Origin of the sequence: Pseudomonas sp. IB20, assembly GCF_009707325.1 — a bacterium.
In the GTDB taxonomy this organism is placed as follows: Bacteria; Pseudomonadota; Gammaproteobacteria; order Pseudomonadales; family Pseudomonadaceae; genus Aquipseudomonas.
The window spans coordinates 980,639-1,004,837 of record NZ_CP046103.1 but is presented as its reverse complement, the minus strand read 5'-3'; the positions used below and the strand labels follow the sequence as shown (position 1 = coordinate 1,004,837).

21 protein-coding genes are annotated in these 24,199 nt (G+C 60.7%); 5 read left to right on the top strand and 16 right to left on the bottom strand.

Translation table 11 applies throughout. From position 1 onward, the window contains the following. Positions 1-12: 12 nt before the first annotated feature. From GJU48_RS04600 to GJU48_RS04580, 5 genes are all read left to right on the top strand, one after another. On the top strand, positions 13-690 hold the full coding sequence (locus tag GJU48_RS04600) for a heavy metal response regulator transcription factor (protein ID WP_094951301.1): 678 nt from the start codon (positions 13-15) through the stop codon (positions 688-690). Next, the gene (locus GJU48_RS04595) at positions 680-2,044 is read left to right on the top strand and encodes a heavy metal sensor histidine kinase (RefSeq protein WP_094951300.1); all 1,365 of its coding nucleotides are present in this window, start codon (positions 680-682) and stop codon (positions 2,042-2,044) included. The genes GJU48_RS04600 and GJU48_RS04595 overlap by 11 nt, the downstream gene beginning before the upstream one ends. Before the next feature lie 405 nt (positions 2,045-2,449). Beyond that, the gene (locus GJU48_RS04590) at positions 2,450-3,772 is read left to right on the top strand and encodes an OprD family porin (RefSeq protein ID WP_094951299.1); all 1,323 of its coding nucleotides are present in this window, start codon (positions 2,450-2,452) and stop codon (positions 3,770-3,772) included. Between the two features lie 86 nt (positions 3,773-3,858). Continuing rightward, complete coding sequence (locus GJU48_RS04585) at positions 3,859-5,559, top strand: sensor domain-containing diguanylate cyclase (RefSeq protein WP_256671204.1); 1,701 nt, start codon at positions 3,859-3,861, stop codon at positions 5,557-5,559. Beyond that, positions 5,441-5,902, top strand: coding sequence for a GGDEF domain-containing protein (locus tag GJU48_RS04580; RefSeq protein ID WP_256671238.1), 462 nt, complete (start codon positions 5,441-5,443; stop codon positions 5,900-5,902). Before GJU48_RS04585 ends, GJU48_RS04580 begins: the two co-directional genes overlap by 119 nt. Before the next feature lie 192 nt (positions 5,903-6,094). On the opposite strand, the gene lpxC is transcribed toward GJU48_RS04580, so the two are convergent. The 16 genes from lpxC to mraZ form a co-directional block, all read right to left on the bottom strand. Beyond that, complete coding sequence (lpxC, locus tag GJU48_RS04575) at positions 6,095-7,006, bottom strand: UDP-3-O-acyl-N-acetylglucosamine deacetylase (RefSeq protein ID WP_003171886.1); 912 nt, start codon at positions 7,004-7,006, stop codon at positions 6,095-6,097. A gap of 112 nt (positions 7,007-7,118) precedes the next feature. Continuing rightward, complete coding sequence (gene ftsZ, locus GJU48_RS04570) at positions 7,119-8,315, bottom strand: cell division protein FtsZ (RefSeq protein ID WP_155295930.1); 1,197 nt, start codon at positions 8,313-8,315, stop codon at positions 7,119-7,121. Positions 8,316-8,440: 125 nt separating this feature from the next. After that, positions 8,441-9,703, bottom strand: coding sequence for a cell division protein FtsA (ftsA, locus tag GJU48_RS04565; RefSeq protein WP_017738691.1), 1,263 nt, complete (start codon positions 9,701-9,703; stop codon positions 8,441-8,443). Between the two features lie 15 nt (positions 9,704-9,718). After that, a complete protein-coding gene (locus GJU48_RS04560; protein ID WP_094951295.1) occupies positions 9,719-10,588 on the bottom strand; it encodes a cell division protein FtsQ/DivIB in 870 nt (289 codons plus the stop codon). Positions 10,589-10,592: 4 nt separating this feature from the next. Then, the gene (locus GJU48_RS04555; RefSeq protein WP_094951294.1) at positions 10,593-11,549 is read right to left on the bottom strand and encodes a D-alanine--D-alanine ligase; all 957 of its coding nucleotides are present in this window, start codon (positions 11,547-11,549) and stop codon (positions 10,593-10,595) included. Beyond that, on the bottom strand, positions 11,546-12,991 hold the full coding sequence (murC, locus tag GJU48_RS04550; protein WP_094951293.1) for a UDP-N-acetylmuramate--L-alanine ligase: 1,446 nt from the start codon (positions 12,989-12,991) through the stop codon (positions 11,546-11,548). Before murC ends, GJU48_RS04555 begins: the two co-directional genes overlap by 4 nt. Next, on the bottom strand, positions 12,984-14,054 hold the full coding sequence (murG, locus tag GJU48_RS04545; protein WP_094951292.1) for an undecaprenyldiphospho-muramoylpentapeptide beta-N-acetylglucosaminyltransferase: 1,071 nt from the start codon (positions 14,052-14,054) through the stop codon (positions 12,984-12,986). The genes murC and murG overlap by 8 nt, the downstream gene beginning before the upstream one ends. Continuing rightward, positions 14,044-15,261: a putative lipid II flippase FtsW gene (gene ftsW / locus GJU48_RS04540; protein ID WP_094951291.1), complete on the bottom strand. Its 1,218-nt coding sequence runs from the start codon at positions 15,259-15,261 to the stop codon at positions 14,044-14,046. Before ftsW ends, murG begins: the two co-directional genes overlap by 11 nt. Continuing rightward, the gene (gene murD, locus GJU48_RS04535) at positions 15,258-16,604 is read right to left on the bottom strand and encodes a UDP-N-acetylmuramoyl-L-alanine--D-glutamate ligase (RefSeq protein ID WP_094951290.1); all 1,347 of its coding nucleotides are present in this window, start codon (positions 16,602-16,604) and stop codon (positions 15,258-15,260) included. Before murD ends, ftsW begins: the two co-directional genes overlap by 4 nt. Positions 16,605-16,610: 6 nt before the next feature. After that, the gene (gene mraY, locus GJU48_RS04530; protein ID WP_094951289.1) at positions 16,611-17,693 is read right to left on the bottom strand and encodes a phospho-N-acetylmuramoyl-pentapeptide-transferase; all 1,083 of its coding nucleotides are present in this window, start codon (positions 17,691-17,693) and stop codon (positions 16,611-16,613) included. Continuing rightward, complete coding sequence (locus tag GJU48_RS04525) at positions 17,693-19,063, bottom strand: UDP-N-acetylmuramoyl-tripeptide--D-alanyl-D-alanine ligase (protein ID WP_094951288.1); 1,371 nt, start codon at positions 19,061-19,063, stop codon at positions 17,693-17,695. Before GJU48_RS04525 ends, mraY begins: the two co-directional genes overlap by 1 nt. Next, positions 19,056-20,519, bottom strand: coding sequence for a UDP-N-acetylmuramoyl-L-alanyl-D-glutamate--2,6-diaminopimelate ligase (locus GJU48_RS04520; RefSeq protein WP_094951287.1), 1,464 nt, complete (start codon positions 20,517-20,519; stop codon positions 19,056-19,058). Before GJU48_RS04520 ends, GJU48_RS04525 begins: the two co-directional genes overlap by 8 nt. Next, the gene (locus GJU48_RS04515; RefSeq protein WP_176462945.1) at positions 20,519-22,261 is read right to left on the bottom strand and encodes a peptidoglycan D,D-transpeptidase FtsI family protein; all 1,743 of its coding nucleotides are present in this window, start codon (positions 22,259-22,261) and stop codon (positions 20,519-20,521) included. Before GJU48_RS04515 ends, GJU48_RS04520 begins: the two co-directional genes overlap by 1 nt. After that, complete coding sequence (gene ftsL, locus GJU48_RS04510) at positions 22,261-22,554, bottom strand: cell division protein FtsL (RefSeq protein WP_003216203.1); 294 nt, start codon at positions 22,552-22,554, stop codon at positions 22,261-22,263. Before ftsL ends, GJU48_RS04515 begins: the two co-directional genes overlap by 1 nt. Beyond that, a complete protein-coding gene (gene rsmH, locus GJU48_RS04505; protein ID WP_371917681.1) occupies positions 22,551-23,498 on the bottom strand; it encodes a 16S rRNA (cytosine(1402)-N(4))-methyltransferase RsmH in 948 nt (315 codons plus the stop codon). The genes ftsL and rsmH overlap by 4 nt, the downstream gene beginning before the upstream one ends. After that, positions 23,495-23,950: a division/cell wall cluster transcriptional repressor MraZ gene (mraZ, locus tag GJU48_RS04500; RefSeq protein WP_094951285.1), complete on the bottom strand. Its 456-nt coding sequence runs from the start codon at positions 23,948-23,950 to the stop codon at positions 23,495-23,497. Before mraZ ends, rsmH begins: the two co-directional genes overlap by 4 nt. Positions 23,951-24,199 lie beyond the last annotated feature (249 nt).

Sequence of the window (24,199 nt, the reverse complement as noted above, 5' to 3'; positions counted from 1 at the left end):
AGCAAAAGGCTTATGCGCGTCCTGATTATTGAAGATGAAGAAAAAACCGCGGATTACCTGCACCGCGGCCTGACGGAACAAGGCTACACCGTCGATGTGGCACGCGAAGGCATCGAGGGCCTGCACCTGGCGCTGGAGAACGATTACGCAGTGATCGTGCTCGACGTGATGCTGCCCGGCCTCGACGGCTTCGGCGTGCTGCGTGCGCTGCGTGCGCGCAAGCAGACGCCGGTGATCATGCTCACCGCCCGCGAGCGCGTGGAAGACCGTATTCGTGGCCTGCGTGAAGGCGCCGATGACTATTTGGGCAAACCGTTTTCATTCCTGGAACTGGTGGCACGCCTGCAAGCGCTGACCCGGCGCAGTGGCGGGCATGAACCGGTGCAGGTCACCGTCGCCGACCTGTGGATCGACTTGATCAGCCGCAAAGCCAGCCGCAACGGCCTGCGCCTGGACCTGACCGCCAAGGAGTTCTCGCTGCTCAGCGTGTTGGCGCGGCGCCAGGGTGAAATCCTCTCCAAGACCGCGATTGCCGAGATGGTCTGGGACATCAATTTCGACAGCGATGCCAACGTCGTGGAAGTGGCGATCAAGCGCCTGCGCGCCAAGCTCGACGGGCCGTTCGATACCAAGCTGCTGCACACCATTCGCGGCATGGGCTATGTGCTGGAGAACCGCAGTGTCGGCTAACTCCATCGCCCTGCGCCTGAGCGGCATGTTCACGTTGGTGGCGTTGCTGATCTTCGTGTTGATCGGCGGCGCGTTGTACCAGCAAGTGGACCGGGGCCTGGGGTTGTTGCCGGGCGCCGAGCTGGATGCGCGCTACAGCGTGCTTGAATCCTCGGTGAACCGCTTCGGCACGCCGGACCACTGGGCGAAAATCACCGCCAAACTGAAATTGCTCGGTGAGGAAGACCAGCGCATCCGCTTCTGGGTGGTGAGCAGCGATCCAAACTACGAGTACGGCAACCCGGATGCGCAGATCCGCGCGTTCGCTGCAGGGCCGACCGGTAAGCGCGACTTGCGTCTGCCGGAGCGTGAGTACCCGTTCAAGGTACTGGTGAGCCAGTTCGCGGCGAAAGAACAGCGCCCGCCGCTGCGTTTTATGATCGCCATCGACACCGAAAACTTCCGCACGACCCAACACCAATTGCTGGTGGCGCTGATCAGCCTGGCATTTGTCGGCGTGGTGCTGGCGGCGCTGTTGGGGTTTTGGGTTTCGCGTATCGGCCTCAAGCCGTTGAGCAAACTCTCGGATGAAGCGCAGAAACTTGCACCGCCCAAGCTCTCGGGGCGCTTGCAACTGTCGCCGTTACCGCCGGAATTGAGCCAGTTCGTCAATTCGTTCAACTCCACGCTGGACCGGGTGGAACAGGCTTATTCGCGCTTGGAGTCTTTCAATGCCGACGTGGCGCATGAATTGCGTTCACCGCTGACCAACCTGATTGGCCAGACCCAGGTAGCGCTGACGCGCGGGCGTTCGGCCGAGCATTATTTCGAGGTGCTGCAATCTAATCTTGAAGAGCTGGAACGCTTGCGTTCGATCATCAATGACATGTTGTTTCTTGCCAGTGCTGACCAGGGTAGCAAGGCGACCAAGCTGATCGAAAGTTCGCTGGCGGATGAGGTGGCTACCACGCTCGACTACCTGGACTTCATCCTCGAAGACGCCCAGGTCCAAGTGCGAGTGCGCGGTGACGCTTTGGTGCAGATTGAAAAAGCGCACTTGCGCCGTGCGCTGATTAATCTGCTGAGCAATGCGGTGCAGCACACCGCGCCGGGGCAGGTGATTGAGGTGGCTATCGAGGCGCAGGCGCATCAGGTGGCGATTGCGGTGACCAACCCTGGGGATGAGATTGCCAGTGAGCACTTGCCACGGTTGTTCGAGCGGTTTTATCGGGTGGATGCGTCGCGCAGTAACAGCGGGGCGAATCATGGGTTGGGGCTGGCGATCGTCAAGGCGATTGCGTTGATGCATGGCGGGGATGTGTTTGTGCGCAGTGATGGCAGCGGCAATACCTTTGGCATCACGTTGCCGGTTTAACACCGAGCTCCCACAGTGGATCTCTGCCACCTTGACTATTGCGGTTTGGGCAACAGTTTGTGCGCAGTGATGGCAGCGGCAATACCTTTGGCATCACGTTGCCGGTTTAACACCGAGCTCCCACAGTGGATCTCTGCCACCTTGACTATTGCGGTTTGGGCAACAGTCATTATCTTGTTACACTCTGTATCACACCGCTCACCTGCGTTAATTTGACGCACCGATGAGCGCAATGGCAAAGACAGCTCCCCGCTCACCCCAATTCCCCTCGACTTTTTTCCAGGGCTCTACACTGGGAATCTGTCTTAAAGCCGCTGACTTCAGCGGCTTTTTTTTGCCGTAAAAAAAGGCCAGGCACACCCCCACGACATTGGCCGTTTACGACTGACCAAAGGAGCTCCACCGGTGAAGAACTCGCTGACGTTTACCCCGCTATTCCTCGCAATTACAGCAACGATTGTCCCTTTCGCCCAAGCAGCAGACACCACCCCCGCCGATGGTTTCGTCGAAGGCGCAAGCCTCAAGATCAACACCCGCAACTACTACATGAACCGCGACCGTCGCGACATTCACACCGATGACAGCAAGGAATGGGGCCAAGGCTTCATCGGCACATTTGAATCCGGCTACACCCAAGGCACCGTCGGCTTCGGCCTGGACCTCAACGCCATGCTCGGCCTCAAGCTCGACGGCGGTGGCGGCACCGACGGTTCCAGCATCCTGCCGGTGGGTTCCGGCAACGGCAAAGCGCCCGGCTCATTCTCCACCGCAGGCGGCACCTTGAAAATGCGCGCCTTCGACACCGAGCTGAAGGCCGGGGACCTGTTCCTCAATAACCCGGTGATCGCCGGCGGTATGACCCGCATGTTGCCGCAGGATTTCCGTGGTGTAAGCCTGACCAACCACAGCTTCGACGGCTGGATGCTCGAAGGCGGTCAGGCCAGTTTCACCAAGCTTTACAACCAGAGCGGCCACCGGCGCATCGGCACCAGCTATGGCGCGCTGCCGGAGCATGCCGACAGCCAGCACCTGAACTGGGCCGGCGTGTCCTTCAGCTGCATTGCGGGCTTGACCAGTAACCTGTACGCCTCCGAACTCAAGGATGTGTGGCACCAGTACTACTACGACCTGGACTACACCTACGCGCTGAACGACTTGGTCAGCCTCAACCCAGGCCTGCACTACTACCACACCCAGGACACCGGCCAATCGCTGCTGGGCAACATCGACAACAATACCTACAGCCTGCATTTCACCGTAGGCGTGGGCAACCACAGCGTCACCGCCGCTTATCAGCGGGTCAACGGCAACACGCCGTTCGACTACATCAGCCAGGGCGACAGCATCTACCTGGATAACTCCCAGCAATACTCGGACTTCAACGGCCCTAACGAGCGCTCTTGGAAACTCAAGTATGCCTATGACTTTGCAGGCCTCGGCATGCCTGGGCTGACGTCCGCCGTGTCCTACATCAGCGGCAAGACCGACCTGACCAAGGTCGACCCGCAAAGCCGTGGCTACAGCGCCTGGTACAGCGCCGACGGCAAGGACGCGAAACATTGGGAGCGCGATATCGACCTGAAATACGTGGTGCAAGGCGGCAAAGCCAAAGACCTGGCCGTGCGCCTGCAGTGGGCGACCAACCGCGGCGGCAACGGCTACGCGGCGGTGGATCGGGACGTGGACGAATACCGGGTGATCGTGGACTACCCGATCAACGTGTTCTAACCCGCTGATCTTTCTTTTTTAGCCCATGCTCTAATTTTCATCGCGTAGAACTAAACTGCCAGTATCTTCCTGTTGAAGCCTGCGCGATGAGTCAACTCCGCCCTCCTTCTTTACCTGCACGCTCGGAGCTTCTGCTGATTCTGGGCAGTGGCCTGACCGTCATCCTGATCGTGGTTATCGTCGCAGCCTTGCTCACCCGCGAACACGCCAGCACCCTGCAGGCGGCCAAGCGCGAGACCACCAATATCACCCAACTGATCAATGCCGATGTGCTGCGCAACGCCGAACTCTACGACCTGGCGCTGCAGGGCTTGATCACGGCCACCACACGCAATGACCTGTCGCGGACGCCGCCGGACATCCGGCACATGGTGCAGTTTGATCAATCCACCGCAGCGCCGTTCAAGGGCGAAGTGCTGTTGCTGGATGCCAATGGTGCGGTGGTTGCCGATTCTTCGACGTTGCAGCCGACGCCGCGCAATTTCGCCAACCGTGACTATTTCCAGGTGCATAAACAAAATGCGCAGGCAGGGCTATTTATCAGCCGCCCGTTCAAGATCCGCTGCGATTGCGATCAAGTGTGGCGCATGGCATTCAGTCGCCGAGTGGAGGGCCCCAACGGCGAGTTCGCCGGCGTGGCCGTGGCGACGATGCGCCTGGCGTATTTCGATCAACTGTTCAACCGCCTCACCATCGGCAACGGCAGCTCCGTCAACCTGCTGAACACCCGTGGCATTCTTCTGGCCCAGCAGCCGCTGCTGGAGCGCGACATGATTGATAAGGACCTCAGCGACCGGCCCAATTTCAAACGCATACTGCGCGAAGGCGAAGGCAGCTTTCAGGCCATCTCCGCCCTCTCTGGCACAGAGCGTTTATATACGTTCACCAAGGTCGGTGAGCTGCCGTTGATTGTGGTGGTGGCACTGGCCAGCGAAAACGTGTTCGCCCCCTGGCAACGTGCCGCGCTGCTGACCAGTGGCGCTACCGGCGTGCTGTGTATCGGCCTGTTGTGGCTGACCTGGATGTTGCGCCGCGAACTGCGCCGTCGCCATCGTGCCGAACAGGTGCTGTCAGAACTGGCAGCCACCGATGCGCTCACCGGCCTGGCGAACCGCCGCACCCTGGACCAGCGCCTACGCCTGGAATGGGACCGCGCGCAGCGCTCGACCGAGCCGCTGACACTGTTGATGATCGATGTGGACAACTTCAAGGCCTTCAACGACCGTCATGGCCACCATAGCGGCGACGAGGCATTGCGCGCGGTCTCGCAGGTGATCGGTGGCAACATCCGACGCCCGGCCGACCTGGCCGCGCGGTATGGCGGGGAAGAGTTTGCCGTGGTGCTGCCGAATACCGACGCCAAGGGTGCGTGGGTGATCGCCGAGCACATCCGCAGCAGCGTCGAGCATTTGCCACGGGTGGCCGGTGCCGAGCGGCCGATTACCGTGACCGTTGATTGTGGTGGTGGCACTGGCCAGCGAAAACGTGTTCGCCCCCTGGCAACGTGCCGCGCTGCTGACCAGTGGCGCTACCGGCGTGCTGTGTATCGGCCTGTTGTGGCTGACCTGGATGTTGCGCCGCGAACTGCGCCGTCGCCATCGTGCCGAACAGGTGCTGTCAGAACTGGCAGCCACCGATGCGCTCACCGGCCTGGCGAACCGCCGCACCCTGGACCAGCGCCTACGCCTGGAATGGGACCGCGCGCAGCGCTCGACCGAGCCGCTGACACTGTTGATGATCGATGTGGACAACTTCAAGGCCTTCAACGACCGTCATGGCCACCATAGCGGCGACGAGGCATTGCGCGCGGTCTCGCAGGTGATCGGTGGCAACATCCGACGCCCGGCCGACCTGGCCGCGCGGTATGGCGGGGAAGAGTTTGCCGTGGTGCTGCCGAATACCGACGCCAAGGGTGCGTGGGTGATCGCCGAGCACATCCGCAGCAGCGTCGAGCATTTGCCACGGGTGGCCGGTGCCGAGCGGCCGATTACCGTGAGTATCGGCATGAGCACTTGGGATAAACGCAGCCGCACTTCGTTGGAGGCGTTGTTGCTGAGTGCGGACCAGGCGCTGTATGAGGCCAAGCACAGCGGACGCAATCGGATTGTCGATGCCAAAGCCCGTTCCTGAAAGGGTAACGCCTGCTCCAATGGAGTCAGGCGTGAAGGAACGCTATACCGTGTAACTCCCGCGCGGTGTGCCGGTGTATCAGTTCCTACAGGCAAACCATTGATAACCCACATTAGTATCATGGTGTGTTAGACACAAAAAAAAAGGCCACCCGAAGGTGGCCTTTCAAAACTAAAGAAAGAGAGTTGTTACTTACACCGCCGCAACGGGACGCATGTAAGAGATCGGTGCGGTGCTGGCATCTTCGAAGGTCACGACTTCCCAAGCGTCTGTCTGCTCAATCAACTTGCGCAGCAGCTGGTTGTTAAGGGCGTGGCCCGACTTGAAGCCTTTGAACTCGCCTATCAGGCTATTGCCCAGCAGGTAGAGGTCACCGATTGCATCGAGGATCTTGTGCTTCACGAATTCGTCTTCATAGCGAAGGCCGTCTTCGTTCAGTACACCATCCGCGTCGACCACAATGGCGTTTTCAACGCTGCCGCCGAGTGCGAGGTTGTGCTTGCGCAGGTACTCGATGTCACTCATGAAACCAAAGGTACGGGCGCGGCTGACTTCTTTTACGAACGAAGTGCTGGAAAAATCCACGCTTGCACTTTGGGTGCGGTCACGGAATACCGGGTGATCGAAATCGATCTCAAAGCTCACTTTAAAGCCTTCGAACGGGACGAAGGTGGCGCGCTTGTCGCCGTCTTCTACTGTCACTTCCCGCAGAATGCGAATGAACTTCTTGGCTGCGTCCTGTTCTTCCAGGCCGGCAGATTGAATCAAGAATACGAAGGGTCCGGCGCTGCCATCCATGATTGGGACTTCGGACGCGGAGAGCTCGACGTAGGCGTTATCGATGCCCAGGCCAGCCATGGCCGAGAGCAAGTGCTCCACCGTGTCCACTTTGACGTCACCGTTGACCAACGTGGTCGACATAGTGGTTTCGCCAACGTTTTCCGCGCGAGCAGGAATCTGCACCACAGGGTCCAGGTCGGCACGAACAAACACGATGCCGGTGTCGACAGGTGCGGGCTTGAGGGTCAGGTATACCTTCTCCCCGGAGTGCAGACCTACACCTGTGGCACGAATAATATTCTTCAGGGTGCGTTGTTTAATCATGGCTTGGACCGCTTCAGCGCAAATTGCGAACTGGTATCAACAAAGGCTGGCGATAATAACAGACCAGACCTTTGCTGAACACCAATCACCTTCATAGCCCTGATACATTCCATTAATCGGCCTGACGACGCAGGAATGCCGGGATGTCCAGGTAGTCCAGATCATCTTGCGGATTCGGGCTACGGGACGCCGCAGCACCGGCCTGAGCCTGGTTGCGCATCACGGTCGGACGGTCCAGGTCACGGTAGTTAACAGACGGCAGTTCCTGGCGCGAAGGCGCTGGGCTGCTGGCTGCGTGGCTGTTGTGACCGGTGTGAACGGTATTGTCGATGACCTTCACAGGCTTCTCGATTTTTGCGCCCAGGCCGGTAGCAACGACGGTCACGTGCAGCTCGTCGCGCATGTCCGGGTCGATAACGGTACCGACTTTGACCATCGCGTGCTCGGAAGCGAAGGCTTCGATGATGCTACCCACGTCGGAGTACTCACCCAGGGACAGGTCAGGGCCGGCGGTGATGTTCACCAGGATGCCGCGTGCACCTTGCAGGTTCACGTCTTCCAGCAATGGGTTGCGGATCGCCGCTTCAGTCGCTTCACGTGCACGGTTCGGACCGCTGGCGCAGCCAGTGCCCATCATCGCCATGCCCATTTCGCTCATCACGGTACGTACGTCGGCAAAGTCGACGTTGATCATGCCTGGGCGCTTGATGATGTCGGAGATACCGCGAACGGCACCGGCGAGTACATCGTCAGCCTTGGCAAATGCGGACAGCAGGCTTGCGTCCTTGCCCAGGATGGTCAGCAGCTTCTCGTTGGGAATAGTGATCAACGAGTCGACGCTTTCAGACAGCAGACGGATACCTTCGTCGGCGATCTGCATGCGCTTGCGGCCTTCGAACGGGAACGGACGCGTCACAACAGCAACGGTCAGAATCCCCATTTCCTTGGCCACTTCGGCAATGATCGGCGCAGCACCGGTACCGGTACCGCCGCCCATGCCCGTGGTGATGAACACCATGTTGGTGCCTTGCAGCACTTCAGCAATACGCTCGCGGTCTTCCAGGGCGGCTTGACGGCCGACTTCCGGATTGGCGCCAGCGCCGAGGCCCTTGGTCACGGCTGTGCCCAATTGCAGGATGGTCCGCGCGCCGATGCTTTTCAGCGCTTGGGCATCAGTGTTGGCGCAGATGAATTCAACGCCTTCAATGTTGCTCTTGACCATATGGTTGACAGCGTTGCCGCCGCCACCGCCGACACCGATTACTTTGATAACCGGGCTTGCGGGGATGTTGTCTACGAGTTCGAACATGTTCCCTCTCCTTTCGTTTTCTCTAGTTTTTTCGCCTACTGCTTGTTGCGGTGTTGCGGTGTCACGGTAAATCTTTAGAAATTGCCTTTCCAGCTTGTGCGGTGTTGCGGTGTCACGGTAAATCTTTAGAAATTGCCTTTTACCCAAGCCTGCAACCGCTCGAACAACGGCGCTTTGGCCTCGTCATCGCTGCGGTAGCTGTCACGGATGCTCGGGCCCGACAAGGAAATGCCGTCGGTCTGCTTTTGCAGCCCGTACAACAGCAAGCCCACACCGGTGGAATAAATCGGGTTGCGCACCACGTCGCCCAGGCCTTTGACGCCATGGGGCACGCCCAGGCGAACCGGCATGTGGAAGATTTCCTCGGCCAGTTCGACCGCGCCTTCCATCTTCGAGGTGCCACCGGTCAGCACGATGCCGGCCGGGATCAAATCTTCGTAGCCGCTGCGGCGCAGTTCAGCCTGGATCAGGGTGAACAGCTCGTCGTAACGTGGCTCGACCACTTCGGCCAGGGCCTGGCGCGACAGCTCACGCGGTGGGCGATCGCCCACGCTTGGTACCTTGATGGTTTCACCGGCGCCGGCCAGTTTGGCCAGGGCGCAGGCGTAACGGATCTTGATTTCTTCGGCGTACTGGGTCGGTGTACGCAGCGCCATGGCGATGTCGTTGGTGACTTGGTCGCCAGCAATCGGGATCACGGCGGTGTGACGGATCGCACCCTCGGTGAAGATCGCGATGTCGGTGGTGCCGCCGCCGATGTCCACCAGGCACACGCCCAGTTCTTTTTCGTCGTCGGTCAGTACCGAGTAGGCCGAAGCCAACTGCTCGAGAATGATGTCGTCGATTTCCAGGCCGCAGCGGCGCACGCATTTTTCAATGTTCTGTGCCGCGTTGACCGCGCAGGTCACCACGTGAACCTTGGCTTCCAGACGCACGCCCGACATGCCCAGCGGCTCGCGAACGCCTTCCTGGTTGTCGATCACGTAGTCCTGCGGCAGGGTGTGCAGCACGCGCTGGTCAGCCGGAATTGCCACAGCCTGGGCCGCGTCGAGTACACGCTCAAGGTCAGCCGCGCTGACTTCACGGTCGCGGATCGCCACGATGCCGTGGGAGTTCAGGCTGCGGATATGGTTGCCGGCCACGCCGACGAACGCCGAGTGAATCCGGCAGCCAGCCATCAACTGCGCTTCTTCGATAGCGCGCTGGATCGATTGCACGGTGGACTCGATGTTGACCACCACGCCCTTCTTCAGGCCCCGGGACGGATGCGTGCCGATACCGACGATTTCGATAACACCGTCTTCCCCGACCTCGCCGACCAGGGCCACCACTTTGGAGGTGCCGATATCGAGACCGACGATCATTTTTCCGCTTTGCACGTTTGCCATGGGTCCTGCCTCTTCTTAATTCTTCGCGACAGCGGGTTTGGCTGTCGTCGGCGCAGCTGGTTCACGCCAGCCGACGGCCAGGCCGTTGGCGTAACGCAGGTCGACGCTCGCAATGTTCGTAATCTGTTCTTTCAAGGTCTTGTCATAGATGGCAATAAAGCGGCGCATCTTTTCCACCAAGCGGTCGCGTCCCAGCAACAACTCGATGCCCGGGCCGGAACTGCCGGCCCCGGTGGTCAAAAACCAGCTGCCCCGCTCACGCAATTCCAGGCGCGCGATGGAGAAACCCAGTGGCCGCAGCATCTGGCTCAAGGCCTGGTACTGCTGCATCACTTGCTGTTGCGCCCGCTGCGGCCCGAACAACTGCGGCAGGTGCTCGTAGTTGGCCAGCTCACGCGGGGTGAATGCCTGGCCCTGGTTGTTCAACAGCGCGCCATCGCCCCAACGGGCCACGGGCAGTTGCTCTTCCAGGCGGATCGTCACCTGGTCCGGCCAGACGCGGCGGACTTCGGCGTGAGCGATCCACGGCATCTGTTCCAACTCCGAGCGCATACCGGCCAGGTCGATGGTGAAGAAGCTCGCCGCCAAGTACGGGCCAATGCGCTGCTGCACCGCTTGCTGGCTGATGTAGCTCAAGTCGCCCTGCACGCTGATCTTGGTGATCGGACGGTCGGCATACGGCAACAAGCGCTGTGCACCTTCGTAAGTACCGAAGCCCAACGCCACCAGCAGTACCGGCCAGAACAGCGCTTTGATAAAACCAAAGTTGGCTTTCGGCAGGCGCGCCGACATCGGCTCTTTAGCCACCATACGGCTGGCACCCCGTGGCACCGGCTTGCGGCTCGGTGCTTGTGGGGGCTGATGACGAAGCGATGCGCCGTTCATGTGTTTAGCCTCTTGGCTCAATGCTGTCGGCCAGGATCGCCAGCACCAACTGCTGGAAATCCAAACCGGCGGCACGGGCTGCCATAGGTACCAAGCTGTGATCGGTCATGCCGGGAGCGGTGTTGACTTCCAGGAACCAGAAATTCCCTTGGTCATCCTGCATCACGTCTGCCCGCGCCCAACCGGCGATACCCAGCGCCTCACAGGCTTTCGCCGTGAGGTCCATCAATTCCTGTTCCTTGGTTGCGTCGAGGCCACACGGGATGCGGTACTGAGTATCGCAAGCCACATACTTGGCGTCGTAGTCGTAAAAGGTGTGGGGCGTGCCCAATGCGATAGGCGGCAATACCTGGCCACGCAGGGTGGCGATGGTGTACTCAGGGCCTTGAATCCACTGTTCCACCAACACTTGCGAATCGTAGGTACTTGCCGCTTTCCATGCGTCGATCAATTCGGCGGCCGAGTTCACTTTAGCCATGCCGATACTGGAGCCTTCATGGGCTGGTTTGACGATCAAAGGCAGGCCCAGTTCCTTGGCTGCAGAAATACAATCGTCTTCGCTGCACAGCACGCTGTGACGCGGGGTTGGAATACCCAGGCTGTGCCACACCTGCTTGGTGCGCAACTTGTCCATCGCCAGTGCCGAAGCGAGAATGCCGCTGCCGGTGTAAGGGATGCCGGCGCACTCGAGCAAGCCTTGCATGCTGCCGTCTTCACCGCCACGGCCGTGCAGGATGATGAAGGCACGGTCGATCTTCTCGGCCAACAGGCGGGCGAGGAAATCATCGCCCACGTCGATACCGAACGCGTTCACACCGGCGCTTTGCAGTGCTTCAAGCACGGCATTGCCGGACTTGAGCGAGACTTCGCGCTCAGCGCTCTTGCCGCCGAACAGCACGGCCACGCGGCCGAAGTCCGCAGGCGCGAGGGTGGAAAACAGGGCGTCGTAATTCGTGGTCATTTCGACTTCCCCTGCGCAGCGGCAAACAACGGGCTCGCCAGCAATTTAGGCGCAAGGCCACCGATGTCACCGGCACCCTGGCACAGCAGGATGTCACCGGCACGCAGCAGCGGCTTGACGATCGGGGCCAGGTCCACACCGCGCTCGATGTAGATCGGGTCCAACTGGCCACGCTGACGGATGCTATTGCACAGCTTGCGGCTGTCGGCGCCCGGGATCGGTTCCTCACCGGCAGGGTACACTTCCATCAGCAGCAGCACGTTGGCATCGGCCAATACATTGACGAAATCGTCGTACAAATCACGCGTGCGGCTGTAGCGGTGCGGCTGGTAAACCATCACCAGGCGGCGCTCCGGCCAGCCACCGCGCACAGCTTTGATCACGGCCGCGACTTCGGTTGGGTGGTGACCGTAGTCATCGACCAGCATCACGTCGCCGCCTTCAACCGGCAGTTGGCCGTAGACCTGGAAGCGACGGCCAACACCGGCAAAGCGCGACAGGCCTTCAACGATGGCTTCATCGCTGACGCCCTCATCGGAGGCGATGCAGATGGTCGCCAAGGAGTTGAGCACGTTGTGATTGCCCGGCATGTTCACCGAAACGTCCAGCGGCTCGCGGTCAGGGCGCAGTACGGTGAAGTAGGTTTGCATGCCTTCCTGGCGCACATTGATCGCGCGCACGTCGGCGTCTTCGCTGAAGCCGTAGGTCACGGTCGGACGCTTGACCTGCGGCAGGATTTCACGCACCACCGGATCGTCCAGGCACACCACGGCCAAACCATAGAACGGCAGGTTGTGCAGGAACTCGACGAAGGTTTTCTTCAATTTGTTGAAGTCACCACCGTAGGTCGCCATGTGGTCTTCGTCGATGTTGGTGACCACCGCGACCAGCGGTTGCAGGTGCAGGAAGCTGGCATCACTTTCATCGGCTTCGGCAATCAGGTAACGGCTGGTGCCGAGCTGAGCATTGGTGCCCGCTGCATTCAGACGGCCACCGATGACGAACGTCGGGTCCAGGCCACCGGCGGCGAACACCGAGGCGATCAGGCTGGTGGTGGTGGTTTTACCGTGCGTACCGGCCACGGCGATGCCGTGGCGATAGCGCATCAGCTCGGCGAGCATCTCGGCGCGCGGCACCACAGGAATTCGGCGCTCAAGGGCTGTGGCCACTTCAGGGTTGGAAGTGTTCACGGCACTGGAGACCACCAGTACATCAGCCTCGGCAGCGTTCTCGGCGCGGTGGCCGATAAAGATCTGTGCACCGAAGGACTTCAGGCGGTCAGTGACCGGCGACTCTTTCAAGTCGGAGCCGGACACTTGGTAGCCCAAGTTCAGCAGGACTTCGGCAATCCCGCACATGCCCACGCCGCCGATACCGACGAAGTGGATACGACGGATGCGGCGCATTTCCGGTTGCGGCATGGCTTTCTGATTCTCAACCATGGGCCACCTCCAGGCAGATATCGACCACGGTGCGGGTTGCGTCAGGTTTGGCCAGGCGGCTTGCGGTGCTCGCCATGCTATTGAGTCGTTCCGGTTGCATCAAAACCTCGGTCAGGCGTGCGGCCAAATCGGCGGCGCCAGTCGTTCTTTGCGGCAGCAGGAAGGCAGCGCCCTCCCCGGCCAAATATTCGGCGTTGCGGGTCTGGTGATCGTCAATCGCGTGGGGCAAAGGCACCAGCAAGGACGGCAGACCGGCGGCGGCCAGTTCACTGACGGTCAACGCACCAGCGCGACAGACCACCAGGTCGGCCCAGCCATAGGCTTGGGCCATGTCTTTGATGAACGGCTGTACATCCGCCTCGACACCGGCCTCGCGATAGCGGGTAGCGGTGATTTCATCGTGGTTCTTGCCAGCCTGGTGGAAGATCTCCGGGCGCAACTCCACAGGGAGTTGTGCCAGCGCTTGCGGCAGCAATTTATTCAGTGGCTCGGCGCCCAGGCTTCCGCCGAGGATCAGCAGATGCGCCTTACGCCCGGCCAGTGCCTCACGGGCAATGTCCATAAACAGTTCAGTGCGCACCGGGTTGCCGGTGGTACGGCGCTTATCCGAGGCGCTGAAGGTATTCGGGAACGCTTCACACACCCGCGCGGCCAATGGCACCAGCAAGCGGTTCGCGGTACCGGCGACGGCGTTCTGTTCGTGCACGATCACCGGCACGCCAGCGAGCTTGGCGGCGACACCGCCAGGGCCGGTCACATACCCACCGAAACCAAGCACACATACCGGCTTCAATTCGCGGATGACTTTGCGCGCCTGCCACACGGCCTTGAGCAACACGAACGGCGCCTTGAGCAGGGACAATTTGCCCTTGCCACGCAGGCCGGTGACGTTGATCAAATGCAGCGGCAAGCCGGCATTCGGGACCAATTCATTTTCAATGCCACGCGGCGTACCGAGCCAATGCACGGTGTAGCCACGGTTCTGGAATTCGCGGGCGCACGCCAGGGCCGGGAACACGTGGCCCCCGGTGCCGCCCGCCATGATCAGCACGTTAGCGCCCATGGTTCGGCTCCTCGGCAAAATCGCTCTCGCTGAATTCCATCTCTTCGCTGCCCAGGTGGGTTCGACTCTCCCACTCGATGCGCAGCAACAAGCCGAGGCACACGCAGCAGATGACCAACGAACTGCCGCCGTAGCTGAGAAACGGCAAGGTCAAACCCTTGGTCGGCAGACGACCGATGTTTACCCCGATGTTGATCAGCACCTGGCCAATCCACAAAAACGCCAACCCGTACGCGACATAGGCGGCGAAAAACTGTTTGGCTTTCTCGGCCCAAAGACCGATGTAAAGGGCGCGTACGCAGACGAATACGAACAGCGCAACGGTGCACAGCGAGCCCACGGCGCCGAGCTCTTCGGCAAGCACGGAGAACACGAAGTCGGTGTGCGCTTCCGGCAGGTAGAACTGCTTCTGCACGCTGTTCCCCAAGCCGACGCCCAGCCACCCACCGCGACCAAAGGCGATCAGCGCCTGGGTCAACTGGTAGCCGGAACCGAACTGATCGGACCAAGGGTCGGTAAAGGTAATCAGGCGCGCCATCCGATACGGTTGTGCCTCGACCAGCAGGTAAACGGCAACCACCGCCAGCACCACCATCAAGGCGAACCGGAACAAGCCCACGCCGCCGAGAAACAGCATCGCCGCCGCCGCGCCCATCATCACCACGGTGGCACCGAAGTCGGGCTCCATCAGCAACAGGCCGGCCATCGGCAGCAACACGATGAATGGCTTAAAGAAGCCCATCCAGCTTTCGCGCACTTCTTTCTGGCGACGTACGAGGTAGCCGGCGAGGTAGATCACCACGAACACCTTGGCGATTTCCGACGGCTGCACGTTGAACGCACCGAAGCCGATCCAGCGCATCGAACCGTTCACCTCACGACCGATGCCGGGGAGGATCACCATGATCAGCAGGCCGAACGCACCGATCAGCATCAGCCAACCCAGGCGCTGCCAGGTGGCGATGGGGATCATCATGGTAACGAAGCACGCGCCGAGGCCGATCACCAGGTACACCAAGTGACGGATCATCATGTACAGCGTGTTGCCCGACTGCACGGCGGCCACTTCGGAAGAAGCCGACGTGATCATCACCAGGCCCAGGCCCAGCAGCGCGAGGCAACCGGCGAGCATCGGAAAGTCGAGGTCGACGCCACGGCCAGTGATGATCGGCGACGGGTACGGCTTGATGATATCTCGCAAATTCATGCCAAGGCCTCCACGCCGCGGGCGAACAGTTGGCCGCGCTCTTCGTAGTTCTTGAACATGTCGAAACTGGCGCACGCCGGTGACAGCAGCACTGCGTCACCCGGCTGGGCCAGGGCTTGGCATTGGGCAATGGCGTCGTCCAGGGACGTGGCGCGCACTTGCGGCACGCCGTCACCGAGAGCGGCGGCGATCAAGTCGCTGTCACGGCCCATCAGCACCACGGCGCGGCAATGCGCAGCCACCGGGCTTTTGAGGTCCTTGAAGTCAGCGCCTTTGCCGTCGCCGCCGGCGATCAGCACCAGCTTGCCTTCGATGTCGGCGCCAAGGCCTTCAATAGCAGCCAATGCAGCACCGACGTTGGTGGCCTTGGAATCGTTGTAATAGCCGACGCCATTGAGGTCGCGGACCCACTGGCAGCGGTGCTCAAGGCCGGCGAAAGTGCGCAGGCTGGAAAGCATCGCATCGAAGGGCAGGCCTACAGCATGGCCCAGCGCCAAGGCCGCCAGGGCATTGGACTGGTTATGCGCACCACGGATTTTCAGTTCGCGCACCGGCATCAGGTTCTGGAATTCGAAGGCCAGGTATTTCTCGCCGTTCTCTTCGCGAATGCCGAAGGCTTTAAAATCAGGTTTACCCAGGCCGAAGGTCCAGCATGGCAAGCCCTCGCCCATCAGCGGACGGCTCAAGGCATCCTGGCGGTTGACCACCACTTGCTTGGCACCCCGGAAGATCCGGTGCTTGGCCAAGTGGTACGCCGGCAGGCCGCTGTAACGGTCCATGTGGTCTTCGCTGACGTTCAACACGGTGGCGACTTCGGCGCCCAGGTCGTGGGTGGTTTCGAGCTGGAAGCTCGACAGTTCCATCACGTACAGCTCGACGTCATCGCTGAGCAGGTCCAGCGCCGGTGTGCCGAGGTTACCGCCCACGGCCACGCGCTTACCGGCGGCAACGGCCATCTCACCGACCAGCGTGGTCACGGTGCTTTTCGCGTTGGAGCCACTGATCGCCACGATTGGCGCCTTCGCGTTACGTGCGAACAGATCGATGTCGCCGGACAGCTTCACGCCACGCGCCGCAGCCGCTTGCAGGGCCGGTGTCGCCAAGGCCAGGCCCGGGCTCACGTAGAGCTCATCAGCGCGGCACAGAAACTCGACATCCAACTCGCCACAACGCACTTCCACGTGCGGGTAGTCACGGCGCAGCGTGACCAGCTCCGGTGGATTTTCCCGCGTATCAGCCACGGCAAACGACGTGCCCCGGTTCGCCAGGAAGCGAACCAGGGACATGCCGCTCTTGCCGAGGCCGACAACGATGCGGAAGTGGTCTGAAGCGATCAGGGACACTCGTTTCTACCTCAGTTTCAGGGTGGCAAGGCCGACCAGTACCAGAATCACGGTGATGATCCAGAAGCGGACGATCACGCGTGGCTCGGGCCAGCCCTTGAGTTCAAAGTGGTGGTGAATCGGCGCCATGCGAAATACGCGGCGCCCGGTCAATTTGAAGGAAGCCACCTGGATGACCACCGACAGGGTTTCCATCACGAACACACCGCCCATGATGAACAGCACGATTTCCTGGCGAACGATCACCGCGATGGTGCCCAAGGCCGCGCCCAGCGCCAGTGCGCCGACGTCGCCCATAAAGACTTGTGCCGGGTAGGTGTTGAACCATAGGAAGCCCAGGCCGGCACCGATCAGCGCGCCGCAGAACACAATCAGCTCACCTGCGCCCGGTACATACGGAATCAGCAGGTATTCAGCGAATTTCACGTTACCCGACAGGTAGCAGAAGATGCCCAGCGCACCGCCAACCATCACCGTCGGCATGATCGCCAGGCCGTCGAGGCCGTCGGTCAGGTTCACCGCGTTACTGGAGCCGACGATCACGAAGTAGGTCAGCACCACGAAGCCGATGCCCAATGGGATGCTGGCGTCCTTGAGCATCGGGATGATCAAGGTGGTCTCGACCGCGCTTGGCGCTGTCGTGTAAAGGAAGATCGCAGCGCCGAGGCCGAACACCGACTGCCAGAAATACTTCCAGCGGCTTGGCAGCCCCTTGGAGTTTTTCTCGATCACTTTGCGGTAGTCATCGACCCAGCCGATGGCGCCGAACAACAGGGTCACCAGCAGCACCGTCCAGACGTAGCGGTTATGCAGGTCAGCCCAGAGCAAGGTGCTGATGCCGATGGACGACAGGATCAGCGCGCCGCCCATGGTCGGGGTGCCGGATTTTGACAGGTGCGACTGCGGGCCGTCATTGCGAACCGATTGACCAATTTGCAGGCTCTGCAGGGTGCGGATCATCCACGGCCCCAAGAACAGCGACAAAGACAGCGCAGTCAGCACACCCAGGATCCCGCGCAGGGTCAGGTACTGAAAGACCGCGAAGCCTTTGTGGAACTGTTGCAGATACTCAGCCAGCAGCAGCAGCATTAATGTCTCTCCGTACTTGAGCCACACAAGGCCGCGACGACGTTTTCCATCACCGCGCTGCGCGATCCCTTGATCAAAATGGTTGTGTTTTTGTGTTGTTCAGTCGCAGCCAGTGCCTGGATCAGCTCGGCCTGGGTTGCGAAATGCCGTGCACCAAGACCGAAGGCGTCAACGGCGTAAGCCATGTTCGGGCCGACGGCGTAGAACGCGTCGACTTTGCCGCTAGCGTAAGCGCCGACTTCACGATGGGATTGTTCGGCCCAGTCGCCCAGTTCGGCGATATCGCCCAGCACCAGCACCTTGCGCCCGTCGAAGCTTTTGAGCAGATCGATGGCCGCGCAAACCGAGGACTGGTTGGCGTTGTAGGTGTCGTCAATCACGCGCATGCCGTTGGTCGCCAGTTGCGCAACCGTGCGGCCTTTGACCGGCTGCACCGCGCCTAGACCGGTGGCGATACCAAACAGCGACACACCCAAGGCATGCGCGGCAGCGGCAGCGGCCAAGGCATTGGCGACGTTGTGGTTGCCCAGCAGATTTAGTTGCACGTGCTCGCTACCTTGCGGGGTGTGCAAGGTGAAGGACGGGCAGCCACGGGCGTCGACGATGATGTTGGAAGCGTGGAAGTCAGCTGCCGCGTTCAACACGGCAAACGTCAGTACCTTGCGACCGGCGGCGCGTATACGCCAGGTCTCGAAGGCTTTGTCGTCGAGGTTCAATACAGCTGTGCCGGACGCATCGAGGCCTTCAAGGATTTCGCCCTTGGCTTCAACGATTTTCTCCGGGCCACCGAACTCACCCACGTGGGCGGTGCCGGCGTTGTTGATAATCGCAACGTGGGGCTTGGTCAGCGCCACGGTGTAGGCGATTTCGCCGACGCGCGAAGCACCCAGTTCGATCACCGCCGCCGTGTGTTCCGGGGCTAGTTCGAGCAGGGTCAGCGGGGCGCCGAAATCATTGTTCAGGTTGCCACGGGTGGCAAGCACCGGCCCGCGCGTGCGCAGGACACCGGCGAGCAATTCCTTAACCGTGGTTTTGCCGCTGGAGCCGGTGATGGCTGCAACCGGCTTATTAAAGGCGGCGCGGTTCAGTGCACCCAGCTGGCCGAGGGCCAGGCGTGTGTCAGCGACCAGCAATTGCGCCAAGGTGGAGTCCGCCACTTCGCGCTGCACCAAGGCACCCACGGCACCTTTGGCGGCGACGTCGTTCAGGTAGTCGTGACCATCAAAACGCGGGCCCGCCAAGGCTACAAACAGTTGCCCAGGCTTGATGTTGCGGCTGTCGATACTGACGCCGTCGAAACTGCAGTCGCTCGACACTACGCGGGCCGACAAGGCCTGGGTCAGTTCGCTGAACGTCATCGCTTTAAGCATGGGCGACCTCCCAGGCGGTCAGGGCGTGATCGGCCTCGACCAGATCGGAGAAGGCATGGCGTTCGCCGTTGATTTCCTGATAGTCCTCGTGACCTTTACCGGCCAGCACCACCACGTCGTCAGCACTGGCGCTGGCGATCAGTTGGGCAATGGCAGCGCCACGGCCGGCGACGAAAGTAGCCTTCGACGCATCTTTGAAGCCAACGCGGATATCGTCGAAAATCTGGCTCGGCGCTTCGCTGCGTGGGTTGTCGTCGGTGACGAGTACGCCATCGGCCAGGCGCTCGACGATCTCGGCCATCAACGGACGCTTGCCGCGATCACGATCACCGCCGCAGCCGAACAGGCACAGCAGCTTGCCCTTGGCGTGTGGGCGCAGGGCTTCGAGAACTTTTTCCAGGGCGTCCGGGGTGTGGGCGTAATCGACCACTACCAGCGGCTGCGAGCCGCCACCCAAACGCTGCATGCGACCGACCGGGCCTTCCAGCTTGGGCAGCACACGCAGGATTTCATCCAGCGCGTAATCCAGGCCAAGCAGTGCGCCAATGGCGGCCAGCACGTTGCTCAGGTTGAAACGCCCCAGCAAGGTGCTGCGCAAGTGGTGTTCGCCCTGAGGCGTGACCAACGTGGCGAGCACGCCTTCGTCATTAAATTGGGCATCGCGGCAGTACAGGTACGCGCTGGAATCTTCCAGGCTGTAGCTGATCAGGCGCGCTTCGCTGTCTTGCGCAGCCAACTGGCGACCGAATGCGTCATCCAGGTTAACCACCCGGCACCTCAGATCATTCCAGGCAAACAGCTTGGCCTTGGCGGCGGCGTAGGCCTCCATGGTGCCGTGGTAGTCGAGGTGATCGCGGGACAGGTTGGTCATCACCGCCACGTCAAAGGCCAGTGCCGTCACGCGGCCCTGGTCCAGGCCATGGGAGGACACTTCCATAGCAACCGCCTTGGCGCCGGCCTTTTTCAGGTCGGCCAAGGTGGCTTGCACGGCAATCGGGTTCGGCGTGGTGTGCAGGCCGCTTTGCAGCGCGCCATAAAAGCCGGTGCCCAAGGTGCCGACAATGCCGCAATGCTGGCCCAGCAGGTCAAGGGCTTGCGCGACAAGCTGGGTCACGCTGGTCTTGCCGTTGGTGCCGGTCACGCCGATCAGGTTCAGTTGACGGCTCGGGTCACCATAGAAGCGCCCGGCGATATCCGACAGCTGCGCAGCCAGGCCCTTGACTGGAATCAAAGGCACGTCAGTGATCGGCAGCACGGTGGCGCCTTCCACTTCGTACGCCACGGCGGCAGCGCCGCGTTGCAGGGCATCGGCGATGTGCGCACGGCCGTCGAACTTGCCGCCAGGCACGGCCAGGAACAGGTCACCGGCGCGCACATTACGGCTGTCCAGGCTCAACTCGCGAATTAGCAGATCGCGTCCGGCGTGGGCAAAAATCTTGTTCAAGCTAAGAGACATCAGCCGCGCCCTCCATTGGCTTTGGCAGCGGCGGCCGGTGGTCCGGCGTTCGCTTGTTGGGTGGGCGGCAGGTTGTCCGGCGTGATGTTCATCAGGCGCAACGTCCCGGACATCACTTTGCTGAACACCGGCGCCGACACCAGGCCACCGAAGTAACCGGCCTTGCTCGGTTCATCAATCACGACAACGATGGCGTAGCGCGGGTCGCTCATCGGGCCGAAGCCGGCGAACAGCGAGCGGTACGAGTTTTCGGCGTAGCCCTTGGTGCCCACCGACGTTTTACGCGCGGTACCCGACTTGCCTGCCACGTGATAGGCCGGCACCTGGGCACGGAATACACCGCGCGGCGCTTCGATCACTTGTTGCAGCATGCCTTGGATGGTCTTGGCGACGTTTTCCGGAATCACCTGGGTGGCTTTCGGCGCTTCGTCGACGTGAATAAGGCTCAGTGGAACCATGCGGCCATTATTGGCCAATACAGAGAAAGCATGGGCCAGCTGGATCGCGGTTACCGATAGGCCGTAGCCATAGGAAAGCGTGGCGGTCTCAGCTTTTTTCCACTCGCGGTAGTTCGGCAGGTTGCCCACGCGCTCGCCGGGAAAATCCAGGCCGGTAGGCTGGCCCAAGCCGATTTTTTGCGCCAAGTGGTAAATGGTTTCGCCGCCGATATCAAAGGCAACTTTACTCATGCCCACGTTACTGGAGTTGATCAGGATACCTGTCAAATCCAGCACCGGACCTTCGGTGCGGGACACGTCACGAATGGTGTATTTACCCAGTTGCAGGGTGCCCGGGTATACCTCGACTTTGTCGCTCGGCTTCCAGCGCCCGGTCTCCAGGGCGGCACTCATGGAGATGGCTTTCATGGTCGAACCGGGTTCGAACACGTCGATCATCGCGCGGTTGCGCATCATCGCCGGTTGCAGGTTGCGACGGTTGTTCGGGTTGTAGGTCGGCTGGTTGACCATGGCGAGGATCTCGCCGGTCTTCACGTCCATGATCACCAGGCTGCCGGCCTTGGCGCCGTTCTCGATGATTGCGTTACGCAGCTCGCGGTTGGCCAGGTATTGCAGGCGCAGGTCAATCGACAACGCCAAGGGCTTACCGGCCTTGGCGTTTTTGGTGACTTGGACATCCTTGATCAGTCTGCCGCGCCGATCCTTGATGACCTGCCGCTTGCCGGGCACTCCGGCCAGCCATTCATCGTAGGCGAGCTCCACCCCTTCACGGCCGTGGTCATCGATGTCGGTAAAGCCAACCATATGGGCGGTGGTTTCACCGGCCGGGTAGAAACGACGAAATTCCTCGATGCCATAAACACCGGGGACTTTAAGGTCGAGCACTTGCTGACCTTGTTCAGGGGTGAGCCCGCGAACCAGGTAGATGAATTCTTTATTGGCCTGGGCTTCCAGGCGTTCAGACAAGGCTTTTGGGTCCTGGCCCAGGGCGGCGGCGAGCGCCGGCCACTTGTCCTTGGCCACCTGCAGTTCTTTGGCGTTGGCCCACAGGGTGGTCACCGGCGTACTCACGGCCAGAGGCTCACCGTTACGGTCGGTGATGAGGCCGCGGTGCGCAGGGATCGGGATATGCCGCATGCTACGGGCATTGCCCTCGCCGATCAGGAAGTCACGGTCGATCACCTGCAGGTCGATGATCCGCCAGGCAATCGCGCCCACCATCAATGCCAGCAAGCCCAGCATGAGACGGAAGCGCCATGGGTAGAGTGCGCCCTCAAGTTTCATCATGGCGCCACCATGCGAACTTCGGCCGCGCCCGGAATGTGCATTTTCAGCTGCTCGGTGGCCAGCACTTCGATGCGGCTGTGCGCGGTCCAGGTGCTTTGCTCGAGGATCAGCCGGCCCCACTCCGCCTGCGCTTTATCACGCACGCTCAATTCCCCGTACAGGGTATTGAGCAATTGGCGGTTGTAGTGGGCGCTGTAGGACACCGCAATCGCGGACACCAGCACGCCGACAAACAGCAGCAACATAAAGAAGCTGCCGCCCGGGAGGGGCTTGGCGAAAAGCTTGCTCACCGCAGCTTCTCCGCGACGCGCATAACGGCGCTACGGGAACGTGGGTTGGCCTTGAGTTCCGCTTCGGAAGCGAACTGCGCTTTGCCATGGATTTTGATTTTCGGCACAAAGGCTTCGAAACGTACCGGCAGGTTACGCGGCAGGTTATCGGATTCGCCCTTGACCAGACGACGCATGAACAACTTGACGATGCGGTCTTCCAGGGAGTGGAAGCTGATCACAACCAGGCGACCGCCCACTTCCAAGGCTTCCAGTGCGGCTTCGAGGCCGGCTTCCAGATCGCCCAATTCGTTGTTGACGTGAATGCGCAGGCCTTGGAACGCGCGGGTCGCCGGGTTCTTGCCCTTTTCCCAGGCAGGGTTGGCGACTTTCAGCACTTCGGCCAAGTCGGCGGTGCGTTCGAACGGCTGGATTTCGCGACGCTCGACCACGGCACGGGCCATGCGACCGGCGAAGCGTTCTTCGCCGTATTCCTTGAATACACGGGTAATTTCTTCATGGGGCGCGGTGGCGATGAACTCCGCCGCACTGACCCCACGGGTAGGGTCCATGCGCATGTCGAGCGGGCCGTCGTTCATGAAACTGAAGCCGCGCTCCGGGTCATCGAGCTGCGGCGAAGACACGCCCAAGTCGAGCAAAACCCCGGCCACCTTGCCTGCCATACCGCGCTCGGCGACTTCGGCACCCAGCTCGGCAAAGCTGCGCTGCACAACGACAAAGCGGCCGTCTTCGGCCGCTAGCGCTTGCCCGGTGGCAATCGCTTGGGGGTCTTTGTCAAACCCGAGGAGTTTACCGTCGGGCCCGAGCTGACTGAGGATCAACCGACTGTGCCCGCCCCTGCCGAAGGTGCCATCCAAATAGCAGCCATCCGCGCGTACGGCGAGAGCCTCAACGGCTTCGTCAAGCAGTACGGTGATGTGGTTAAAGCCGCTATCAATAGTCACAGGATCAAATCACGCAGTTCATCAGGCATAGCGCCCGGTTGTTGAATAGCAGCCAGGTCAGCTGCAGAAACAGCATCCCAGGCATCTTCGTCCCACAATTGGAACTTGTTCAGTTGGCCGACCAGCATTGCGCGCTTATCCAGCTTGGCGTACTCGCGCAGACGCGGGGGCACCAGGAAGCGCCCACTGCCATCGAGTTCGAGGTCGACGGCATTACCAATCAGCAAACGCTGCAGGCGGCGGTTTTCTTCACGCAATGAAGGCAGAGCGCGCAATTTGGTTTCGATCAACTCCCACTCATCGAGCGGGTAAACACATAAACAAGGGCCAACGGCATCGATCGTGATGATCAACTGCCCGGAACTTCGCGAAATCAGCTCGTCGCGATACCGGCTCGGCATAGCGAGACGGCCTTTTGCATCGAGACTGATAGCGTTAGCTCCGCGAAACACAGATGCGTTTCTCCAAATTTTAGCGTTTTACGTTCAAAAAACCCACTTTGTGCCACTTTCCGCCACTTGCGCACACTATAGGAATGCGCCCACCACACCGTCAAGGCACGGATTCAAGGAAAAGCCTTACAGAACGGAGATTTAGGAACGCAAAAGGAGGAGAAACGCGAGTTCTGCGATGTTTTTGACTCAACAATCGCAAATAGCTCATAGAGCTACGGCTTGAAGTTAAAGTAATTTATTAAGAGT